The organism is Staphylococcus sp. AS1337 (assembly GCF_051408735.1).
Taxonomy (GTDB): domain Bacteria; phylum Bacillota; class Bacilli; order Staphylococcales; family Staphylococcaceae; genus Staphylococcus; species Staphylococcus xylosus_B.
This window is the reverse complement of record NZ_JBOIHZ010000013.1, coordinates 1-19,004: the sequence shown is the minus strand read 5'-3', so window position 1 is coordinate 19,004 and position 19,004 is coordinate 1. Positions and strand designations below refer to the sequence as shown.

The following is a 19,004-nucleotide window of genomic DNA, read 5'->3' as shown; positions in this document are numbered from 1 at the left end:
AAATAATAGAACTCGAATATAAATTAGATAAAGAAAGACAACTATTGGAGGTAACATAATGAAGTGTATTGTAGGTTTAGGCAATATCGGTAAACGCTTCGAACAAACAAAACATAATATTGGATTTGAAGTAATTGACTATATGTTAGAGCAAAATAAATTTACTTTAGATAAACAGAAGTTTAAAGGTGCTTATACAATAGAACGATTTGCAGGCGAAAAAGTAATGTTTATTGAACCAATGACGATGATGAATTTATCTGGTGAGGCAGTAGGCCCATTAATGAAATACTATGACATAGGTATTGATGATTTAGTCGTTTTATATGATGATTTAGACTTACCACAAGGTGAAATCCGTTTAAGACAAAAAGGAAGTGCTGGCGGACATAATGGTATGAAATCTATTATCCAAGTGTTAGGCACAGATCAATTTAAACGTATTAGAATTGGTGTAGACAGACCTTCAAATGGGATGTCTATCGTAGATTATGTATTGCAAAAATTCTCGAAACAAGAAATGGAAACAATGAATAAAGTAATAGAACATTCTGCACGTGCAATTGAAGCCTACATAGAAAGTGATCGGTTTGATCGCGTGATGAATGAATATAATGGTGAAATCAATTGAAATCAATAATTACAGAATATATAAATGAAGATAAACGTTATCAGGAATTAAATGAAGTATTTGGAAAAGAGCAAGTATTGGTTACTGGCTTATCGGGTGCCGCTAAAGCAACGATTATCGCCGAAAAATATTTAAATAGTTCTAAACAATTATTAATTGTAACAAACAATCTTTATCAAGCAGATAAATTAGAAAGTGATTTAACACAGTTTGTTGAAGAACAGGATATTTACAAGTACCCAATGCAAGATATTATGACAGAAGAATTTTCAACACAAAGCCCTCAATTTATGAGTGAACGTGTGCGCACATTAACGGCGCTAGCTCAAGAAGAGAGAGGTTTATTTATCGTTCCGCTTAACGGGCTGAAGAAATGGTTGACCCCAGTAGAAATGTGGAAATCACATCAGTTAACATTAAGTGTAGGGGATGATATAGATATTGATGACTTCTTAAATAAGTTAGTTAATATGGGATATCGTAGAGAAAGTGTTGTTTCTCATATAGGTGAGTTTTCCTTAAGAGGCGGTATTATTGATATATATCCACTAATTGGTAGTCCAGTTCGAATTGAACTTTTTGATACAGAAGTAGATTCAATCCGTGACTTTGATGTAGAAACCCAAAGGTCAGAGGGAAATGTTGAAGAAGTAAACATCACTACTGCGAGCGATTATATAATTACAGAAGATGTGCTTAAGCATACAAAACAAAAACTCAAAGAAGCGTATGAATATACAAGACCAAAAATTGATAAATCGGTCCGTAATGAATTAAAAGAAACATATGAAAGCTTTCAGTTGTTCGAATCATCTATGTTTGATCATCAAGTACTACGCCGTCTTGTCGCTTTTATGTATCAACAGCCTACTACAATTATCGATTACTTTAAAGATGACGCAATTGTAGCGGTAGATGAATATAACAGAATTAAAGAAACTGAAACGTCACTTATTTCAGAAGCGGATGAGTTTATGCAAAATTTGATTGAAAGTGGTAAAGGTTTTATTGATCAAAGTTTCTTGCAATATGATGCTTTTGAAAATCAACTTAAATCATATCCAGTGACATATTTCACATTATTTACAGCGACAATGTCTATTGAACTAAACGAAATTATTAAATTTTCATGTAAACCTGTGCAGCAGTTTTATGGACAATATGATATTATGCGTTCAGAATTCCAAAGGTTTATTCAAAATGATTATACGGTTGTTGTACTTGCTGAAACAGAAGTCAAAAAAGAACGTATACAATCTATGCTCAATGAAATGCATATACCAACATTTATTGATACGCCTACGCATCGTAATGAAGGTGGGAGTGCAATCATTACTGAAGGTAGTTTATCAGAAGGCTTTGAATTACCATACATGCAATTAGTGGTTGTGACAGAGAGAGAATTATTTAAATCAAAACAAAAGAAAAAACCAAAACAACAAAAAACATTAACAAACGCCGAAAAAATTAAATCATATCAAGATTTAAAAGTAGGTGATTATATTGTACATGTCCATCACGGTGTAGGTAGATACTTAGGTGTTGAAACACTGGAAGTTGGTGGTGTACATAAAGATTACATTAAACTTCAATATAAAGGAACAGACCAATTATTTGTACCTGTTGATCAAATGGACCAAGTGCAAAAATACGTGGCGTCAGAAGATAAAACGCCTAAGTTAAACAAACTTGGTGGTACAGAGTGGAAAAAAACAAAAGCGAAAGTTCAACAAAGTGTTGAAGATATGGCAGATGAATTAATAGAGCTATATAAAGCGCGTGAAATGTCTGTTGGTTATCAATTTGGCCCAGATACAGCTGAACAAAATGATTTTGAAATTGACTTTCCTTACGAACTTACTCCCGACCAAAGCAAGTCGATTGAAGAGATTAAAAATGATATGGAAATTGAGCGTCCTATGGATAGATTGCTGTGTGGAGATGTTGGTTACGGTAAGACTGAAGTTGCTGTAAGAGCAGCATTTAAAGCAGTAATGGAAGGTAAACAAGTTGCCTTTTTAGTACCGACAACTATATTAGCACAACAACACTATGAAACATTAATCGAACGCATGCAAGACTTCCCAATAGAAGTGCAGCTAATCAGTAGATTTAGAACAACAAAAGAAATCAAGGAAACTAAAGAAGGTTTGAAATCAGGTTTTGTTGATATCATTGTAGGAACACATAAATTACTGGGGAAAGATATTCATTATAAAGATTTAGGGTTGCTCATTGTCGATGAAGAACAACGATTTGGTGTACGACATAAAGAACGAATCAAATCTTTAAAAAATAATGTAGATGTACTTACGCTAACAGCTACACCAATCCCGCGTACTTTACACATGAGTATGCTAGGCGTACGTGATTTGTCTGTCATTGAAACGCCACCAGAGAACCGTTTCCCAGTGCAAACATACGTATTAGAGCAGAACACTAACTTTATTAAGGAAGCTCTAGAAAGAGAATTATCAAGAGATGGTCAGGTGTTTTATTTATATAATAAAGTGCAGTCTATATATGAAAAAAGAGAGCAATTACAAATGCTTATGCCAGATGCCAATATAGGTGTTGCGCATGGACAAATGAATGAAAGAGATTTAGAAGAAACAATGCTGAGTTTTATCAATCATGAATATGACATTATTGTAACTACGACTATTATAGAAACAGGCGTAGATGTTCCAAATGCGAATACATTAATTATAGAGGATGCAGATCGCTTTGGATTAAGTCAACTTTATCAACTAAGAGGACGTGTAGGACGTTCAAGCCGTATTGGTTATGCATATTTCTTGCATCCTACGAATAAAGTACTGTCGGAAACTGCTGAAGATCGTTTACAAGCAATTAAAGAATTTACTGAATTAGGTTCAGGTTTCAAAATTGCGATGCGTGATTTAAACATTCGAGGCGCAGGTAATTTATTAGGTAAACAACAACATGGCTTTATAGATTCAGTAGGATTTGATTTATATTCTCAAATGTTAGAAGAAGCAGTAAATGAAAAACGTGGCGTAACTGATGAAAAACAAGACGCTCCAGAAGTTGAGATTGAACTTAATATTGATGCATACTTACCAGCAGAATACATTCAAAATGAGCAAGCTAAAATAGAAATTTATAAGAAATTACGTAAAATTGAGACGGAAGCACAATTAATGGACGTTAAAGACGAGTTAATTGACCGCTTTAATGATTATCCTGTTGAAGTTGAAAGACTTCTAGAAATGATGGAAATTAAAATACATGCATTGCATGCTGGCGTAACCTTGATCAAGGATATTGGTAAAAAGGTAGAAATTTATTTATCTGAAAAGGGTACGACAGACATCAATGGCGAAACATTATTTAAACAAACTCAACCATTAGGGCGCACAATGAAAGTAGGCGTTCAAGAAGGTAAAATGAAAGTGACATTAAATAAGACAAGTACTTGGTTTGATAATTTGAAATTCCTAGCAAAATGTTTAGAAGAAAGTATGGTTATCTCTGATGAAAGCTAAGATAGACAAGTCGACTGCTTTTAATGGAGTGGTCGTGCTCACTTTGGCTCTTATAGTTGTCAAAGTATTAAGTGCAATTTACCGTGTACCTTATCAAAATATTTTGGGTGATGAAGGGTTATATGCGTATCAACAAGTTTATCCGATTGTAGCGTTAGGTGTTATTTTAACGATGAATGCGATACCTAGTGCAGTTACCCAGATATTTGGTTCAGAAGGAAATCTTAAGCAGTACATTCATGTGATGATGCGTATACAACTCATAAGCACAGTCTTTTTCTTGATTTTACTGCTTTGTGCGAAGTGGGTTGCATTGTTAATGGGGGATATTAATCTGACGCCTATGCTTAGAGCAGCAAGTTTTAGCTTCTTGTTTATCGGTGTTTTGGGTGTGTTTAGAGGTTATTATCAAGCACAGAGAAATATGAATGTGCCAGCTATTTCCCAGGTAATCGAGCAATTTGTACGTGTTGGTATTATCATTATGGCGATTATTTTATTTATGACACAGCAATGGTCACTTTATGCTGCGGGAACATTAGCAATTATTGGTTCAGCATTTGGGTTTTTAGCATCGAGTCTCTTTCTTGTAATGTGTAAACCATTTAAGCATTCACAAAATAAGATGTATGAATTAGCGCAAAAGCCATTTGCAGAGTGGCGCAAACTTGTCTTAGCTATACTTGTCTTTGCGGTGAGTCAACTTATTGTTATTGTTTGGCAAGTGGTGGATAGTTTTACAGTACTTCACATGTTGCAAAGTACAGGTTTGAATTTTCAACAAGCCACTTCTCAAAAAGGTGTCTATGACCGTGGTGCATCATTTATTCAAATGGGATTAATCGTTACAACGACGTTTTGCTTTGTACTAATCCCTTTATTAACGGATGCAATAAAAGTTAAGAATAAGGTGCTTATCAATAGATATGCTAATGCCTCTATTAAAATCACAATCTTGTTTAGCGTTTCGGCAGGTATTGGTTTAATTAATTTAATGCCTATTATGAATAGTGTATTTTTTAAAAATGATAGCCAAACGATAACGCTAGCTGTATATATGTTAACCGTTATTTGTGTGTCACTCATAATGATGGATATTGCTCTATTACAAGTGAAAAATAAAGTGCGTCCTGTATTATTGGCATTTAGCGTGGGTGTCGTAAGTAAAACGGTACTAAATATAGTGTTGATACCGCAATTATTAATGTTGGGCGGTAGTATAAGTACTGTAGTATCACTCGTTTTATTTACAATTGTATTACACAAGCACGTATTAAAATATTATCTTTTCCAAAGTATGCGTAAATATGTGATGAAATTAATTGTTACCATGCTTATCCTTTCAGTAGCAGTTCAAATTACAATGTGGTTGATACCTGAACATGGACGGATAAGTGGCTTAATAGAATTACTAATCGCAGCAGGTATTGGTGTCATCGTTATTGTTGTTGCTATTGTGCGCATCAACTTGTTAAGTTATAGAGAATTAAAGCATTTACCATTTGGAGATAAGTTATACCATATGAAGAGAGGGAAAAGATAATGACAGGGAAGATAACAATCGTTGGATTAGGTAACTACGGAATCGATGATTTGCCATTAGGTATATACAAATTTTTGAAAAATAAGCCCATAACGTATACAAGAACTTTAGAGCACCCAGTAATTAAAGCTTTGACTGATGAAGGTATGAAATTCCAAAGTTTTGACCATGTTTATGAAGAAAATCAAGCATTTGATGATGTCTATAAAACTATTGTGACGCAATTAATTGAAGCAGCACAACAAGCTGATATCGTTTATACAGTACCTGGACATCCTCGTGTAGCTGAAACGACAACTGTAAAATTAGAGTCATATGCACAGCGATATGACGATATACAAGTTGAAATATTAGGCGGTAAAAGCTTTATAGATGACGTGTTTGAAGCAGTAAAAGTAGATCCTAATGATGGTTTTACTTTGCTTGATGCTACATCGCTTACAAGGGAACAATTAAACATACGTACACACACACTAATAACGCAAGTGTATAGTCCGATGACAGCTGGAGATTTAAAAGTGACATTGATGGAGCGATATGATGATGAACAGCTCGTTTATATTGTAGACGGTGCTAGAAGTAGTGGAGCCAATGTTATTGAAACACCTTTGTATGAATTAGATCATCACGCTATGATATTCAGTAATGTAACAAGTGTATTTATTAAAAAAGTTGATGACGAAGCAACGTATTATAGTGATTTTTATTATGCGACGAGCATTATTGATCAACTGGTTGATGATGAAAATGGTTGTCCGTGGGATAAAGTACAAACACACAACACATTAAAAAGGTATTTATTAGAAGAATCATTTGAGCTCTTTGAAGCCATAGATAACGAAGATGATTGGCATGTTATAGAAGAACTGGGTGATATACTATTACAAGTACTCTTGCATACAAGTATTGGTAAGAAAGAAGGCTTTTTTGATATAAATGAAGTAGTACAAAACTTAACGAGTAAGATGATACACAGGCATCCACATATATTTGGTGAAGCACAAGCAGAGTCAGAAGAAGATTTAAAACATATATGGGCAAATGCCAAAGCTGAAGAAGGTAAAGTACAACGTGTGAAATTCGAAAAAGTGTTTGCAGAGCATTTTATGAAGTTGTATGATATAACCAAAAATATGTCGTTAGACGAAGCTGCTTTAAAACAATTTTTAGAGCGAGGAGGAGATAAATCATGAGACTTGATAAATATCTTAAAGTATCAAGATTGGTGAAACGCCGGACATTAGCAAAAGAGATAAGCGATCAAGGAAGAATTACAGTGAATGGTACAGTTGCTAAAGCTGGCACAGACGTTAAAGTTACAGACGAACTTGTAATTCGTTTTGGTCAAAAAATTATAACTATAAATGTGACAGGTTTAAGCGAACATGCAACGAAAGAAAACGCTAAAGGCATGTATGAAATTGTAAAAGAAGAAAAAATTGGTGAATCATAATAACAAAGGAGGTGACAAGCATTGGGTAAAAAAGTAGAAAACATAGGTAATACATTTACTTCTTCAGAAAACAAGAAGAAGCAGAAACAAAAAATGAGAAGACGCGTAGTTCGTAGACGTATTACTTTATTTGGTGGTATTTTACTCGCTATTATCATTGTTTTATGTATAATGCTTGTCACTCAAAAGCAAAGTAATCAAGAAGATGCTGTAGAACGTCAACAAAAAGAACACAAATATCAAAAACAACAAGATGAAGAACTCGCATTAAAAGAACAACTTAATAATCTTAATGATAAAAGTTATATAGAGAAAGTAGCGAGAGACGACTATTATTTAAGTAATGATGGAGAAGTGATTTTCAAGTTGCCAGGGGACAAGTCTGAATCCAAATCGAAATCATCGAAAGAGGATAAATAATGAAAAAAAATTTTTTGCATCATAATACCATTGTTAATTTATGCAAACAGGCATATAATAAAGTTAAAATCGAAACAAATCGGGAGGATTTATTTACAATATGTCAATCGAAGTAGGAAACAAGCTTAAAGGTAAAGTCACTGGGATTAAAAAGTTTGGCGCTTTTGTCGAACTTCCAGAAGGAAAGAGTGGCTTAGTTCACATAAGTGAAGTTGCAGATAATTACGTGGAAAATGTAGAAGACCACTTATCTGTTGGAGATGAAGTTGAAGTTAAAGTGCTTTCAATTGCTGATGATGGAAAAATTAGTCTATCTATTAAAAAAGCAAAAGATCGTCCGCGTAGACCACAAAGTAAACCTAATCACAAACAACCTCAACCAAAAGGTGAAGACTTTGAAAAGAAATTAACAAATTTCTTGAAAGATAGTGAAGATAAATTAACTTCCATCAAACGTCAAACAGAATCTAGACGTGGCGGAAAAGGCGCAAGACGCTAAAAATATATAATGAGACTGTTCCGCAAATACCTAACTTGATTCATTGAGGACAAAGTGAAATCATTTATTCCAATATTAAGTTTGATCGTAACAATCTAAGACTGTTTTCTTACTTGAGGAAACAGTCTCTTTTTTGTTAAAAATTAGAGCACTATCATTTTATGCTAAGGTGTCTAATGAATGTCTACAAGTAAGGAGGTGGTTTGCATGGAAGTGAATACTGAAGGTTGGTCCTCGGATAAGCACATCGTATTGGCTGTATCAACCGGCATAGATAGTATGGTGTTGTTGCACCAACTTATTACAAACTTGCAAGATACATACGCCGAATTAACCTGTTTGCATGTGAATCATAATATTAGACCAATTGCCAATGAAGAAGAATTATTTCTCAAGCAATATTGTATTGACCATAACATTGCATTACATGTTAAACAATTGGATTTATCTGACATTGTTAAAAAAGGTAACAGTATCGAAAATGAGGCTAGACTTGAACGTTATCGTTGGTTTGATTTAATGATGAAGGATTTAAATGCAGATGTACTACTCACAGCACATCATCAAGATGACCAGTTGGAAACCATTTTTTACAGGTTAATGACAGGCCGTTCTACTAGAAGTAGTCTGGGGATGACTTATTTAACAACTCGAGGTTGCTACGATTTATGTAAACCACTTTTGACAGTAACTAAAGTAGAAATTAGAAATTATCAACATGCCTACGATGTTCCTTTTTATGAAGATGCAACTAATGCAGAAAATCATTATGTAAGAAATGACATTCGAAACCGCATCTTACCTGAAATAGAGCAAAATAAACACTTAGAGACCAAGCAGTTATTGAAACTAAAAGAATGGCATGACGAACAACGATTAGTTATTGAGAGCGAGGCTAACGCTTTTATAGAAAGTGCTGTTGAAGTTAATAACGCTCAATACCGTTTTTGTAGAAAACAATTTTTACAACTGCGACATAGCGTGAAAATGACCGTATTAGATAAATTACTTGCTAATCTACCAATGCACGATTCTTTAACAGAAAAAACATATAATCAATGGTTTCAAATCATGGAGGAAAATATAGCGCAATCTACATTATATACAACAGATAAATGGATAATTTACATCGCTTATGATAAATTTATAATAATGGCAAATGATGACGTGAAACTTTCTCCGGCTAAGATGAATCAATCAGGGACTTACAACTATAGTCACTATAGTATTGACATTAATAACGATCTTCCTGCATTTGAATTTCCACTAGTAGTTCGTACAAGAAACGATGGTGATAAATTTGAATTAAATGGAATGAAAGGGCATAAAAAGGTTAGCAGATTGCTGATTGATAATAAAATTGAGCAACAAGAACGTGACCAAATGCCAATCATAGTTAATGCTGATAATGAAATTATTGCTGTTGGAACATTATTTTTAAAAAGTAAATACAAAGACTTAATTTGTATACGAAATATGGGAGAGGAATGAAAAAATGAGAGATGATTTAAAGGAAGTATTGTTATCAGAGGAAGATATTCATCAAATATGTAAAGATTTAGGTGAACAAATTACAGCAGCATACAAAGGGAAACCGCTTGTTTGTATCGGCATACTAAAAGGGTCAGTAATGTTTATGGCAGACTTAATTAAATATATTGATACACATTTAGCAATAGATTTTATGGATGTTTCAAGTTACCACGGAGGGACAGAATCTACAGGAGAGGTTCAAATTTTAAAAGATTTAAGTTCTTCAATTGAAAATAAAGACATCTTGATTATAGAAGATATCTTAGAAACTGGAACAACTTTAAAGTCGATTACTGAATTACTAGAATCTCGACGTGTGAATTCGCTTGAAATCGTAACATTGCTTGATAAACCTAACCGTCGTAAAGCCAATATCGAAGCTAAATATGTTGGTAAGAAAATTCCTGATGAATTTGTGGTTGGCTATGGTTTGGACTACGCTGAAAACTATAGAAATCTACCTTATATCGGTACGCTTAAACCAGAAATTTATTCGAAATAAGCAATACAATTTATCAAAATAGAAAATTATTATATAATATGAGTCTAAGTCGTTTTATGTAAGTAAATACAGTAGACCTTAATTAGATAAACTCTTGTAAGTATTGTATACATAAATTTATGGTGGCTTGTTAACATGTAATACATTTTAAATATAATTAAAAGTAAAGAAATAAAAATTAAAATAAAACGTCTAAAATTGTAAACGTAGTACAAAAGTTGAAATACTAGCCTTGAACTTATGCATTATGTTACAATTTTTGTTAGTTTTATTATTGAAGTAGGAGGAAACGACGCATGCAGAAAGCCTTTCGTAACGTGCTAGTTATCGCAATCATTGGCGTTATTATTTTTGGTCTGTTTTCATTTTTAAATGGAAATGGGAATATGCCAAAACAACTTACTTATAACCAATTTGTGAAACAGCTAGAAAAGGGTGATTTGAAATCACTTGAAATACAGCCTGAACAAAATGTATATATGGTAAGTGGTAAAACAAAAAATGATGAAGACTATTCTTCAACAATTTTATATAACAACGATAAAGAGCTTGAAAAAATAACAAATGCAGCACAAAAACAAGATGGATTAAAATTTACAGTTAAAGAAGAAGAAAAACAAAGTGTATTTGTAAGTATATTAACAACATTAATTCCTGTATTAATTATTGCGTTATTATTTATTTTCTTCCTAAGCCAAGCGCAAGGTGGCGGCGGCGGTGGCGGTCGTATGATGAACTTTGGTAAATCCAAAGCTAAAATGTACGACAGTCAGAAAAAACGTGTACGCTTCTCAGATGTAGCTGGTGCAGATGAGGAAAAACAAGAATTAATTGAAATTGTCGATTTCTTAAAAGACAATAAACAATTTAAACAAATGGGCTCAAGAATACCTAAAGGCGTTCTATTAGTAGGCCCTCCTGGTACAGGTAAAACATTACTTGCACGTGCGGTTGCTGGTGAAGCTGGTACACCATTCTTCTCAATCAGTGGTTCTGACTTCGTTGAGATGTTTGTTGGTGTCGGTGCAAGCCGTGTACGTGATTTATTTGAAAATGCTAAGAAAAATGCGCCTTGTATCATTTTCATTGACGAAATTGATGCAGTTGGACGTCAACGTGGTGCTGGTGTCGGTGGTGGCCACGATGAACGTGAACAAACATTGAATCAATTATTAGTTGAAATGGATGGATTTGGTGAAAATGAAGGCATCATCATGATAGCTGCTACTAACCGTCCTGACATTTTAGATCCAGCATTATTACGTCCAGGTCGTTTTGATAGACAAATTCAAGTAGGTCGTCCAGATGTTAAGGGACGTGAAGCGATACTACATGTTCATGCTAGGAACAAACCATTTGATGAAACAGTTGACTTAAAAGCTGTTTCTCAAAGAACGCCTGGTTTCTCTGGTGCCGATTTAGAAAATCTTCTTAACGAAGCATCATTAGTAGCAGTTCGTGAAGGGAAGAAGAAAATCGATATGCGTGATATAGAAGAAGCAACTGACCGCGTTATTGCAGGTCCTGCTAAGAAATCTCGTGTTATTTCTGATAAAGAACGTAACATTGTAGCACATCACGAAGCGGGTCACACGATTATAGGTATGGTACTTGATGAAGCTGAAGTAGTTCACAAAGTTACTATTGTCCCTCGTGGACAAGCCGGTGGTTACGCAATGATGTTACCAAAACAAGATCGTTTCTTAATGACGGAACCTGAATTACTAGATAAAATTTGTGGCTTACTCGGTGGACGTGTTTCAGAAGATATTAACTTTAATGAAGTATCTACTGGTGCATCTAATGACTTTGAACGCGCAACGCAAATTGCACGTCAAATGGTTACTGAGTACGGTATGAGTAAAAAACTTGGTACGGTTCAATTCTCAAGTAGTAGTAATGGACAAGTATTCTTAGGTAAAGACATGCAAGGTGATCCAGAATATTCAGGACAAATTGCTTACGAAATTGATAAAGAAGTACAACGTATTATTAAAGAACAATATGAGCGTTGTAAAGATATCTTATTAGAGCACAAAACTCAGTTGAATTTAATCGCTGAATCATTATTAACAGAAGAGACGTTAGTCGCTGAACAGATACGTTCATTATTCTATGACGGTGTATTGCCCGAAGTCGATTACGATGGTGCAAAAGTTGTCGAAAACGAAGATAAAGATTTTGAAAAAGGTAAATACGGAAAATCATATGATGAAGTTCGTAAAGAGCAATCAGAAAAAGATAACGATGATGAACAAGAGCAAGAAGATAAAGACACAGAAGAGACAGGTCATGAACAATCACCAAATATTGATAAACCAAGCAACCCAAGTGATCCTAATGACCCAAGCAATCGAAACTAAGAAATAAAACCAAGACTTCTTTCTGCTATCAATATGAATAGTAGAAAGAAGTCTTTTGTTTATAGTTTAAATATCCATCTAAGCAATCGTTATTTAATGACAAGTATGTAGTCAAACAAATAGTTAGTAATTTTCACCAAGAAATATTAAAATAAGTTGCGTTAATAGAAGAGAAATTGACAAAATAAGCTGATATATGACAAAAATTAATTAAAATTAAAGGAGCAATCTTAAAAATGACTAATGATTATATAGTTAAAGCTTTAGCTTTTGGAGGGCAGATCCGTGCGTACAGCGCTTTGACAACTGAAAGCGTTCAGGAAGCACAGACAAGACATTATACTTGGCCAACTGCATCAGCTGCGCTTGGTCGTACAATGACAGCAACATTAATGATGGGTGCTATGTTGAAAGGTGAACAAAAATTAACAGTAACAGTAGATGGTCAAGGGCCAATAGGTAAAATTATTGCTGATGCTGATGCGAAAGGAAATGTAAGAGGTTATGTCACTAATCCTCAAACACATTTCCCATTAAACGAAAGTGGCAAATTAGATGTTAGCAGAGCAGTTGGAACAAATGGGTCATTAACTGTAGTTAAAGATGTAGGACTAAAAGATTATTTCTCAGGTTCAAGTCCGATAGTTTCAGGTGAGTTAGGTGACGATTTCACATACTATTTTGCTAAAAGTGAACAAGTTCCTTCATCGGTAGGTCTTGGTGTACTCGTTAACCCTGATAATTCAATTAAAGCATCAGGTGGATTTTTAATCCAAGTAATGCCAGGAGCTGAAGATGAAACGATTAATCAATTAGAAAATGCCATTAATAATATGACTCCGGTATCTAAATTAATTGATCAAGGTTTATCACCAGAAGAACTTTTATTTGAAATTCTTGGTGAAGACAACGTACAAATACTAGAAAATCTTCAGGCACAATTTGAATGTAATTGTGGGCACAATAAATTCTTAAATGCGATTAAAGGTTTAGGAGAGGCAGAAATTCAAAATATGATCGATGTAGATCATGGTGCAGAAGCAGAATGCCATTTTTGTAGAAGTAAATACACGTATTCAGAAGAAGAATTACAGGAATTATTAGAAAATATTAAGTAAAAAGAGTAATATTGATATTGTAATGTCTTGGAATTTAAATAAATAATGTTTTATTGTTGTATTTACAGAAAAATCTGATAAAATAAAAGTATATCCGAGAGAAAAAGTAGGGTTTAAAAACTTTTTAACGAAAAGGAGCAATACTTATGTCAAATAAACCAGTAGACAATATCGTACAAGTGATTGGAAACACACCTGTAGTTAAATTAAACAACGTTGTAGAGGAAGGCGCTGCAGACGTTTATGTAAAACTTGAATATCAAAATCCAGGCGGATCTGTAAAAGACCGTATCGCATTAGCTATGATAGAAGAAGCTGAAAGAGAAGGCAAAATTAAGCCTGGCGATACAATCGTTGAACCAACAAGCGGAAATACTGGTATCGGCTTAGCATTTGTTTGTGCAGCTAAAGGCTATAAAGCTGTATTTACAATGCCTGAAACGATGAGCCAAGAACGTCGTAACTTATTAAAAGCATACGGCGCAGAGTTAGTATTAACACCTGGTTCAGAAGCTATGAAAGGTGCAATCAAGAAAGCTAAAGAATTGAAAGAAGAGTTTGGTTACTTTGAACCACAACAATTCGAAAATCCAGCTAACCCTCGTGTACACGAATTAACAACTGGACCAGAATTAGTTGAACAATTTGAAGGTAAAACAATTGATTCATTCTTAGCTGGTGTCGGCACTGGTGGAACATTAAGTGGCGCAGGCAAAGTGTTAAAAGAGCAGTACCCAGATATCAATCTTGTAGCAATTGAACCAGAAGACTCTCCGGTATTAAGTGGTGGAGAACCTGGTCCTCATAAACTACAAGGTTTAGGTGCAGGATTTATTCCAGATACTTTAGATGAAAATATCTACGATGAAATTATTCAAGTAGGTAACGAAACAGCTATGGAAATGGCGCGTAAAGTTGCTAAAGAAGAAGGTATCTTATGTGGTATTTCTTCAGGTGCAGCGATTCATGCAGCCATTGAAAAGGCTAAAAACCTAGGTGCAGGTAAAACAGTTGTCACTGTATTACCAAGTAATGGTGAACGTTACTTATCAACACCATTATTCGCATTTGACGATTAATCATTGAAGTATATTGATAACCGGTCACATAATTATGTGTGCCGGTTTTTTTAATGCGGTGATTGAATTAAACACTTCACTTTAAATATAGGTTTATTTTGATTTGTTAAAATTTGCAAGTCATTCAAGTACTTGTTACTGAAAAAAATAAAAAATAACGTTATTATAGAAATATGATAATAATTTAATAGGAAAATCATTTTAGATGTGAAAGGAAGTAAAATGATTATGGCGCATACAAAAATTATGGGAATATTAAATGTTACACCAGACTCATTTTCAGATGGTGGAAAGTACAATTCAGTTGAAAAGGCCATTGAACGCGGAGAGAAGATGATAGAAGAGGGCGTTGATATCATAGACATCGGTGGCGTATCTACGAGACCAGGTTATGAAGAAGTGAGCGTTGAAGAAGAACTTGATCGTGTCGTACCAGTGGTAGAAGCCTTGACTGGTTTAGGTGTTCAATTATCAGTTGATACATATAGAAGTGAAGTAGCAGAAGCGGCCATGAAATTAGGTGTTACGATGATTAATGACCAATGGGCTGGCCACTATGATCCACGTATATTTGAAATTGTTGCGAAATATGAAGGTGAAATTGTGTTAATGCATAACGGAGATGGACATAGAGATGAACCAGTTGTTGATGAGATGTTGTTATATCTTTTAAAACAAGCAAATAAAGCTGAAATGGCGGGGATACCACAACATAAAGTGTGGATTGATCCAGGTATTGGTTTTGCCAAAACAAGAGACGAGGAAAGGGAAGTTATGTCTCGATTAGATGAACTCGTAGCAACTGGGTACCCGGTGCTGTTAGCAACAAGCAGAAAAAGATTTATTAAGGAAATGATTGGTGTAGACACAACTCCAACTGAACGAGATGAAGCAACTGCTGGTACAACAGCATATGGTATTACTAAAGGTATTAAAGGCGTAAGAGTGCATAACGTTGCATTAAACGCTCGGATAGCACAAAGTATGGATTACTTAAAGGAGAATGATAATGCGCGACACAATATTTCTTAATGGTATGAGATTTTATAGTTATCATGGCGCGTTACCAGCCGAAAATGAGATTGGACAAATATTTATTGTTGATGTCACGATGAAAGTTGATCTTAGCATAGCGGGTGAAACTGACAAAGTTACAGATACTGTGCATTATGGAGAAGTGTTTGAAGAAGTGAAAGCGATTATGGAAGGTGAACCAGTAAATTTATTAGAGCATCTGGCTGAACGTATTGCAAAACGTATAAATTCACACTATAATCGTGTAGTGGAAACGAAAGTCAGAATCACTAAAGAAAATCCACCTATACCTGGACATTATAATGGAGTAGGTGTTGAAATAGTGAGGGAGAATCACTAATGACATATGCGTATTTAGGATTAGGTAGTAATGTTGGAGAAAGAGAAACGCAACTTGATGAAGCAGTGCGCATTTTAAATAACAAAAATGGTATTGAAGTCACGAAAGTTTCGCCAATATATGAAACAGAACCAGTAGGTTATGTTGATCAGCCACAATTTTTAAATCAATGTATTGAAATTCAAACATTATTGAAGCCAAAAGATTTGTTAAAGGCATGTATGGAAACAGAACAACAATTACATCGCGTGAGAGATGTACGTTGGGGGCCAAGAACTTTAGATGTAGATATTTTATTGTATGGAGATAAAATTATTGAAAAAGAAGATTTGATTGTTCCGCATCCAAGAATGTTAGAACGTTCATTTGTTCTGATTCCATTAAATGATATAGCATCTGATTTTATTGAACCGCATTCTAATCAAAAAATTGGTGATATAGTGATGACAGACGATTCAGTGAAAAAATATAAAGATTGAAAAGCATAAAGGAGAGAAAGTTATGTCAGAAGAAATGAACGACCAAATGCAGGTTCGCCGTCAAAAATTACAAGAATTATACGATTTAGGAATTGATCCATTTGGACAAAAATTCGACCGTAGTTCAATGGCTAGCCCATTACACGAAGATTGGGATCAATTTTCTAAAGAAGAATTACAAGAAAAAGAAGAAGAAAGCCATGTAAGTATAGCAGGGCGTTTAATGACAAAACGTGGTAAAGGTAAAGCAGGATTTGCTCATGTTCAAGATTTAAGTGGCCAAATACAAATTTATGTAAGAAAAGACCAAGTAGGCGATGAACAATTTGAGATTTGGAATTCTTCAGATTTAGGTGACATCGTTGGTGTTGAAGGTGTTATGTTTAAAACGAACACAGGTGAACTATCAGTTAAAGCAAAATCGTTCACGCTTTTAACAAAAGCATTACGTCCGTTACCAGATAAATTCCATGGTTTACAAGATATCGAACAACGTTATCGTCAACGTTATCTTGACTTAATTACAAACCAAGATAGTACTAAGACATTTATCAACCGCAGTAAAATATTACAAGAGATGCGTAACTATTTAAATTCTCAAGGATTCTTAGAGGTAGAAACACCAATGATGCATCAAATAGCTGGTGGCGCTGCAGCTCGTCCATTTGTTACACACCATAATGCATTAGATGCTACATTGTATATGAGAATTGCAATTGAATTACATTTGAAACGTCTTATCGTCGGTGGCTTAGAAAAAGTATATGAAATTGGTCGTGTGTTTAGAAATGAAGGTGTGTCTACAAGACATAACCCAGAATTTACAATGATTGAATTATATGAAGCTTATGCTGATTATCACGACATTATGGATATTACTGAAAATATGATTAGACATATTTCAGAAAAAGTATTAGGTACTGCTAAAGTAACATATGGTGAAGAAACAATTGATTTAGAGTCTAACTGGAAACGAATCCATATGGCTGACGCTGTTAAAGAAGCGACAGGTGTAGATTTCTTTAACATCCAAAGTGATGATGAAGCTAAAACAGCCGCTAAAGAACATGGTGTAGAAATCACAAATAATATGAAGTACGGTCATATCTTAAATGAATTCTTTGAACAAAAAGTTGAAGAAACATTAATTCAACCTACATTTGTTTATGGGCACCCAATAGAGATTTCTCCTTTAGCTAAGAAAAATCCAGAGGACCCTAGGTTTACAGACCGCTTTGAATTATTTATTGTAGGTAGAGAACATGGTAATGCATTTACAGAATTAAACGACCCTATTGATCAAAGAGCAAGATTTGAAGCTCAATTAGTAGAAAAAGAACAAGGGAACGATGAAGCTCACGAAATGGATGAAGACTTTATTGAAGCACTAGAATACGGTATGCCTCCAACAGGTGGTTTAGGTATAGGTATTGATAGACTAGTGATGTTACTTACTGATTCAGCATCAATCCGTGACGTATTATTATTCCCGTATATGAGACAGAAGTAATATAACTAATTATGTATTTGAATATTCTAGCTTAAAATAAAACGAATATCATGTTTTGTCATTATGACAAGACATGATATTCGTTTTTTTATTGTTGAAAGAAGCGGTTAATATAGGAGGAGTGAGTAAAAGTCCATTTGAAGCACAATTTTAATAAATAAATTAAGTAATAAGAAACGATTACCCATAATTATGCTATAAAGATATAAAAATATACTATAAAAGGTATGGTAAATGCTGTTTTCATGTGGTAAGATTATTCAAGTCGAGTTAAGCAAGTGAGCAAAACATGACATGCGAAAATACTATAATAAATATTTTGAGAAAAAGTTGAAAAGTTATTGACTCAAATGAGAAAACGTAGTATTATATAAAAGTCGTCAAAAACGATGATTACATAAGCGAATAACTTAAGTAAATGCTGTTTAAAGATTTTTTGAAGATAGTGTAAAATTGACTATTGCAATTGATTGATAAACAATGTATCATTAATGGAGTAAGTTATTTTGTCTGGTGACAATGGCAAAGAGGTCACACCTGTTCCCATGCCGAACACAGAAGTTAAGCTCTTTAGCGCCGATGGTAGTCGGACTTACGTTCCGCAAGAGTAGGACGTTGCCAGGCCTTATAATAATTCCATGTGGAGGATTAGCTCAGCTGGGAGAGCATCTGCCTTACAAGCAGAGGGTCGGCGGTTCGAACCCGTCATCCTCCACCATTTTAAATGAATAGCCGGCCTAGCTCAACTGGTAGAGCAACTGACTTGTAATCAGTAGGTTGGGGGTTCAAGTCCTCTGGCCGGCACCATTTCATGAGCCATTAGCTCAGTTGGTAGAGCATCTGACTTTTAATCAGAGGGTCAGTGGTTCGAGCCCACTATGGCTCATACAGTTTCATTTTGCAGAAGTAGTTCAGCGGTAGAATACGACCTTGCCAAGGTCGGGGTCGCGGGTTCGAATCCCGTCTTCTGCTCCATTATTTTTGCCGGGG

At 34.6% G+C, this 19,004-nt stretch carries 16 protein-coding genes, 4 tRNA genes and 1 rRNA gene; all 21 read left to right on the top strand.

Going from position 1 to position 19,004, the window contains the following annotated elements; genetic code table 11:
* Nucleotides 1-58 precede the first annotated feature (58 nt).
* The 21 genes from pth to ACSUE0_RS14075 all read left to right on the top strand — a co-directional run bounded on the left by pth (nt 59) and on the right by ACSUE0_RS14075 (nt 18,989).
* Complete coding sequence (gene pth, locus ACSUE0_RS14175; protein ID WP_017722013.1) at nt 59-631, top strand: aminoacyl-tRNA hydrolase; 573 nt, start codon at nt 59-61, stop codon at nt 629-631.
* A complete protein-coding gene (gene mfd, locus ACSUE0_RS14170) occupies nt 628-4,140 on the top strand; it encodes a transcription-repair coupling factor (protein ID WP_119613778.1) in 3,513 nt (1,170 codons plus the stop codon). Before pth ends, mfd begins: the two co-directional genes overlap by 4 nt.
* Entirely contained in the window at nt 4,130-5,683 is a 1,554-nt protein-coding gene (locus tag ACSUE0_RS14165) for a polysaccharide biosynthesis protein (protein ID WP_119613779.1), read from the top strand. Before mfd ends, ACSUE0_RS14165 begins: the two co-directional genes overlap by 11 nt.
* Nucleotides 5,683-6,876: a MazG nucleotide pyrophosphohydrolase domain-containing protein gene (locus tag ACSUE0_RS14160; RefSeq protein ID WP_119613780.1), complete on the top strand. Its 1,194-nt coding sequence runs from the start codon at nt 5,683-5,685 to the stop codon at nt 6,874-6,876. The genes ACSUE0_RS14165 and ACSUE0_RS14160 overlap by 1 nt, the downstream gene beginning before the upstream one ends.
* Complete coding sequence (locus tag ACSUE0_RS14155) at nt 6,873-7,136, top strand: RNA-binding S4 domain-containing protein (protein WP_017722017.1); 264 nt, start codon at nt 6,873-6,875, stop codon at nt 7,134-7,136. The genes ACSUE0_RS14160 and ACSUE0_RS14155 overlap by 4 nt, the downstream gene beginning before the upstream one ends.
* Nucleotides 7,137-7,157: 21 nt before the next feature.
* Nucleotides 7,158-7,556: a cell division protein DivIC gene (divIC, locus tag ACSUE0_RS14150; RefSeq protein WP_119613781.1), complete on the top strand. Its 399-nt coding sequence runs from the start codon at nt 7,158-7,160 to the stop codon at nt 7,554-7,556.
* A 100-nt stretch (nt 7,557-7,656) separates the two neighbouring features.
* Entirely contained in the window at nt 7,657-8,055 is a 399-nt protein-coding gene (locus tag ACSUE0_RS14145; protein WP_017722020.1) for a S1 domain-containing RNA-binding protein, read from the top strand.
* A gap of 207 nt (nt 8,056-8,262) precedes the next feature.
* Complete coding sequence (gene tilS / locus ACSUE0_RS14140) at nt 8,263-9,546, top strand: tRNA lysidine(34) synthetase TilS (RefSeq protein WP_119613783.1); 1,284 nt, start codon at nt 8,263-8,265, stop codon at nt 9,544-9,546.
* Nucleotides 9,547-9,550: 4 nt separating this feature from the next.
* On the top strand, nt 9,551-10,090 hold the full coding sequence (gene hpt, locus ACSUE0_RS14135; RefSeq protein WP_017722022.1) for a hypoxanthine phosphoribosyltransferase: 540 nt from the start codon (nt 9,551-9,553) through the stop codon (nt 10,088-10,090).
* 296 nt (nt 10,091-10,386) lie between these two features.
* The gene (gene ftsH, locus ACSUE0_RS14130) at nt 10,387-12,453 is read left to right on the top strand and encodes an ATP-dependent zinc metalloprotease FtsH (RefSeq protein WP_436957779.1); all 2,067 of its coding nucleotides are present in this window, start codon (nt 10,387-10,389) and stop codon (nt 12,451-12,453) included.
* A gap of 236 nt (nt 12,454-12,689) precedes the next feature.
* Nucleotides 12,690-13,571, top strand: coding sequence for an Hsp33 family molecular chaperone HslO (gene hslO / locus ACSUE0_RS14125; protein ID WP_119613785.1), 882 nt, complete (start codon nt 12,690-12,692; stop codon nt 13,569-13,571).
* Nucleotides 13,572-13,717: 146 nt separating this feature from the next.
* Complete coding sequence (gene cysK, locus ACSUE0_RS14120) at nt 13,718-14,650, top strand: cysteine synthase A (RefSeq protein ID WP_119613786.1); 933 nt, start codon at nt 13,718-13,720, stop codon at nt 14,648-14,650.
* Between the two features lie 228 nt (nt 14,651-14,878).
* The gene (folP, locus tag ACSUE0_RS14115) at nt 14,879-15,682 is read left to right on the top strand and encodes a dihydropteroate synthase (protein WP_436957776.1); all 804 of its coding nucleotides are present in this window, start codon (nt 14,879-14,881) and stop codon (nt 15,680-15,682) included.
* Nucleotides 15,660-16,025 carry a dihydroneopterin aldolase gene (gene folB / locus ACSUE0_RS14110; protein ID WP_107531890.1) on the top strand — a complete coding sequence of 122 codons (366 nt, stop codon included), beginning with the start codon at nt 15,660-15,662 and terminating at the stop codon, nt 16,023-16,025. The genes folP and folB overlap by 23 nt, the downstream gene beginning before the upstream one ends.
* Nucleotides 16,025-16,504, top strand: a complete 480-nt coding sequence (gene folK / locus ACSUE0_RS14105) for a 2-amino-4-hydroxy-6-hydroxymethyldihydropteridine diphosphokinase (RefSeq protein ID WP_119613788.1) — start codon at nt 16,025-16,027, stop codon at nt 16,502-16,504. Before folB ends, folK begins: the two co-directional genes overlap by 1 nt.
* Before the next feature lie 22 nt (nt 16,505-16,526).
* Nucleotides 16,527-18,014, top strand: coding sequence for a lysine--tRNA ligase (lysS, locus tag ACSUE0_RS14100; protein WP_017722029.1), 1,488 nt, complete (start codon nt 16,527-16,529; stop codon nt 18,012-18,014).
* Between the two features lie 509 nt (nt 18,015-18,523).
* Nucleotides 18,524-18,638, top strand: a 5S ribosomal RNA gene (gene rrf, locus ACSUE0_RS14095).
* Nucleotides 18,639-18,656: 18 nt separating this feature from the next.
* Nucleotides 18,657-18,732: transfer RNA gene (locus ACSUE0_RS14090), tRNA-Val, on the top strand.
* A 13-nt stretch (nt 18,733-18,745) separates the two neighbouring features.
* Nucleotides 18,746-18,821 (top strand) — tRNA-Thr (locus tag ACSUE0_RS14085).
* Between the two features lie 6 nt (nt 18,822-18,827).
* Nucleotides 18,828-18,900: transfer RNA gene (locus tag ACSUE0_RS14080), tRNA-Lys, on the top strand.
* Between the two features lie 14 nt (nt 18,901-18,914).
* A tRNA-Gly gene (locus ACSUE0_RS14075) sits at nt 18,915-18,989 on the top strand.
* Nucleotides 18,990-19,004: the final 15 nt, after the last annotated feature.

Excerpts from the sequence above, each read along its gene's own strand:
- pth (WP_017722013.1), top strand. The coding sequence starts at position 59 with ATGAAGTGTATTGTAGGTTTAGGCAATATCGGTAAACGCTTCGAACAA.
- ACSUE0_RS14165 (WP_119613779.1), top strand. The coding sequence starts at position 4,130 with ATGAAAGCTAAGATAGACAAGTCGACTGCTTTTAATGGAGTGGTCGTG.
- ACSUE0_RS14160 (WP_119613780.1), top strand. The coding sequence starts at position 5,683 with ATGACAGGGAAGATAACAATCGTTGGATTAGGTAACTACGGAATCGAT.
- ACSUE0_RS14155 (WP_017722017.1), top strand. The coding sequence starts at position 6,873 with ATGAGACTTGATAAATATCTTAAAGTATCAAGATTGGTGAAACGCCGG.
- ACSUE0_RS14145 (WP_017722020.1), top strand. The coding sequence starts at position 7,657 with ATGTCAATCGAAGTAGGAAACAAGCTTAAAGGTAAAGTCACTGGGATT.
- tilS (WP_119613783.1), top strand. The coding sequence starts at position 8,263 with ATGGAAGTGAATACTGAAGGTTGGTCCTCGGATAAGCACATCGTATTG.
- hpt (WP_017722022.1), top strand. The coding sequence starts at position 9,551 with ATGAGAGATGATTTAAAGGAAGTATTGTTATCAGAGGAAGATATTCAT.
- ftsH (WP_436957779.1), top strand. The coding sequence starts at position 10,387 with ATGCAGAAAGCCTTTCGTAACGTGCTAGTTATCGCAATCATTGGCGTT.
- hslO (WP_119613785.1), top strand. The coding sequence starts at position 12,690 with ATGACTAATGATTATATAGTTAAAGCTTTAGCTTTTGGAGGGCAGATC.
- cysK (WP_119613786.1), top strand. The coding sequence starts at position 13,718 with ATGTCAAATAAACCAGTAGACAATATCGTACAAGTGATTGGAAACACA.
- folP (WP_436957776.1), top strand. The coding sequence starts at position 14,879 with ATGGCGCATACAAAAATTATGGGAATATTAAATGTTACACCAGACTCA.
- folB (WP_107531890.1), top strand. The coding sequence starts at position 15,660 with ATGCGCGACACAATATTTCTTAATGGTATGAGATTTTATAGTTATCAT.
- folK (WP_119613788.1), top strand. The coding sequence starts at position 16,025 with ATGACATATGCGTATTTAGGATTAGGTAGTAATGTTGGAGAAAGAGAA.
- lysS (WP_017722029.1), top strand. The coding sequence starts at position 16,527 with ATGTCAGAAGAAATGAACGACCAAATGCAGGTTCGCCGTCAAAAATTA.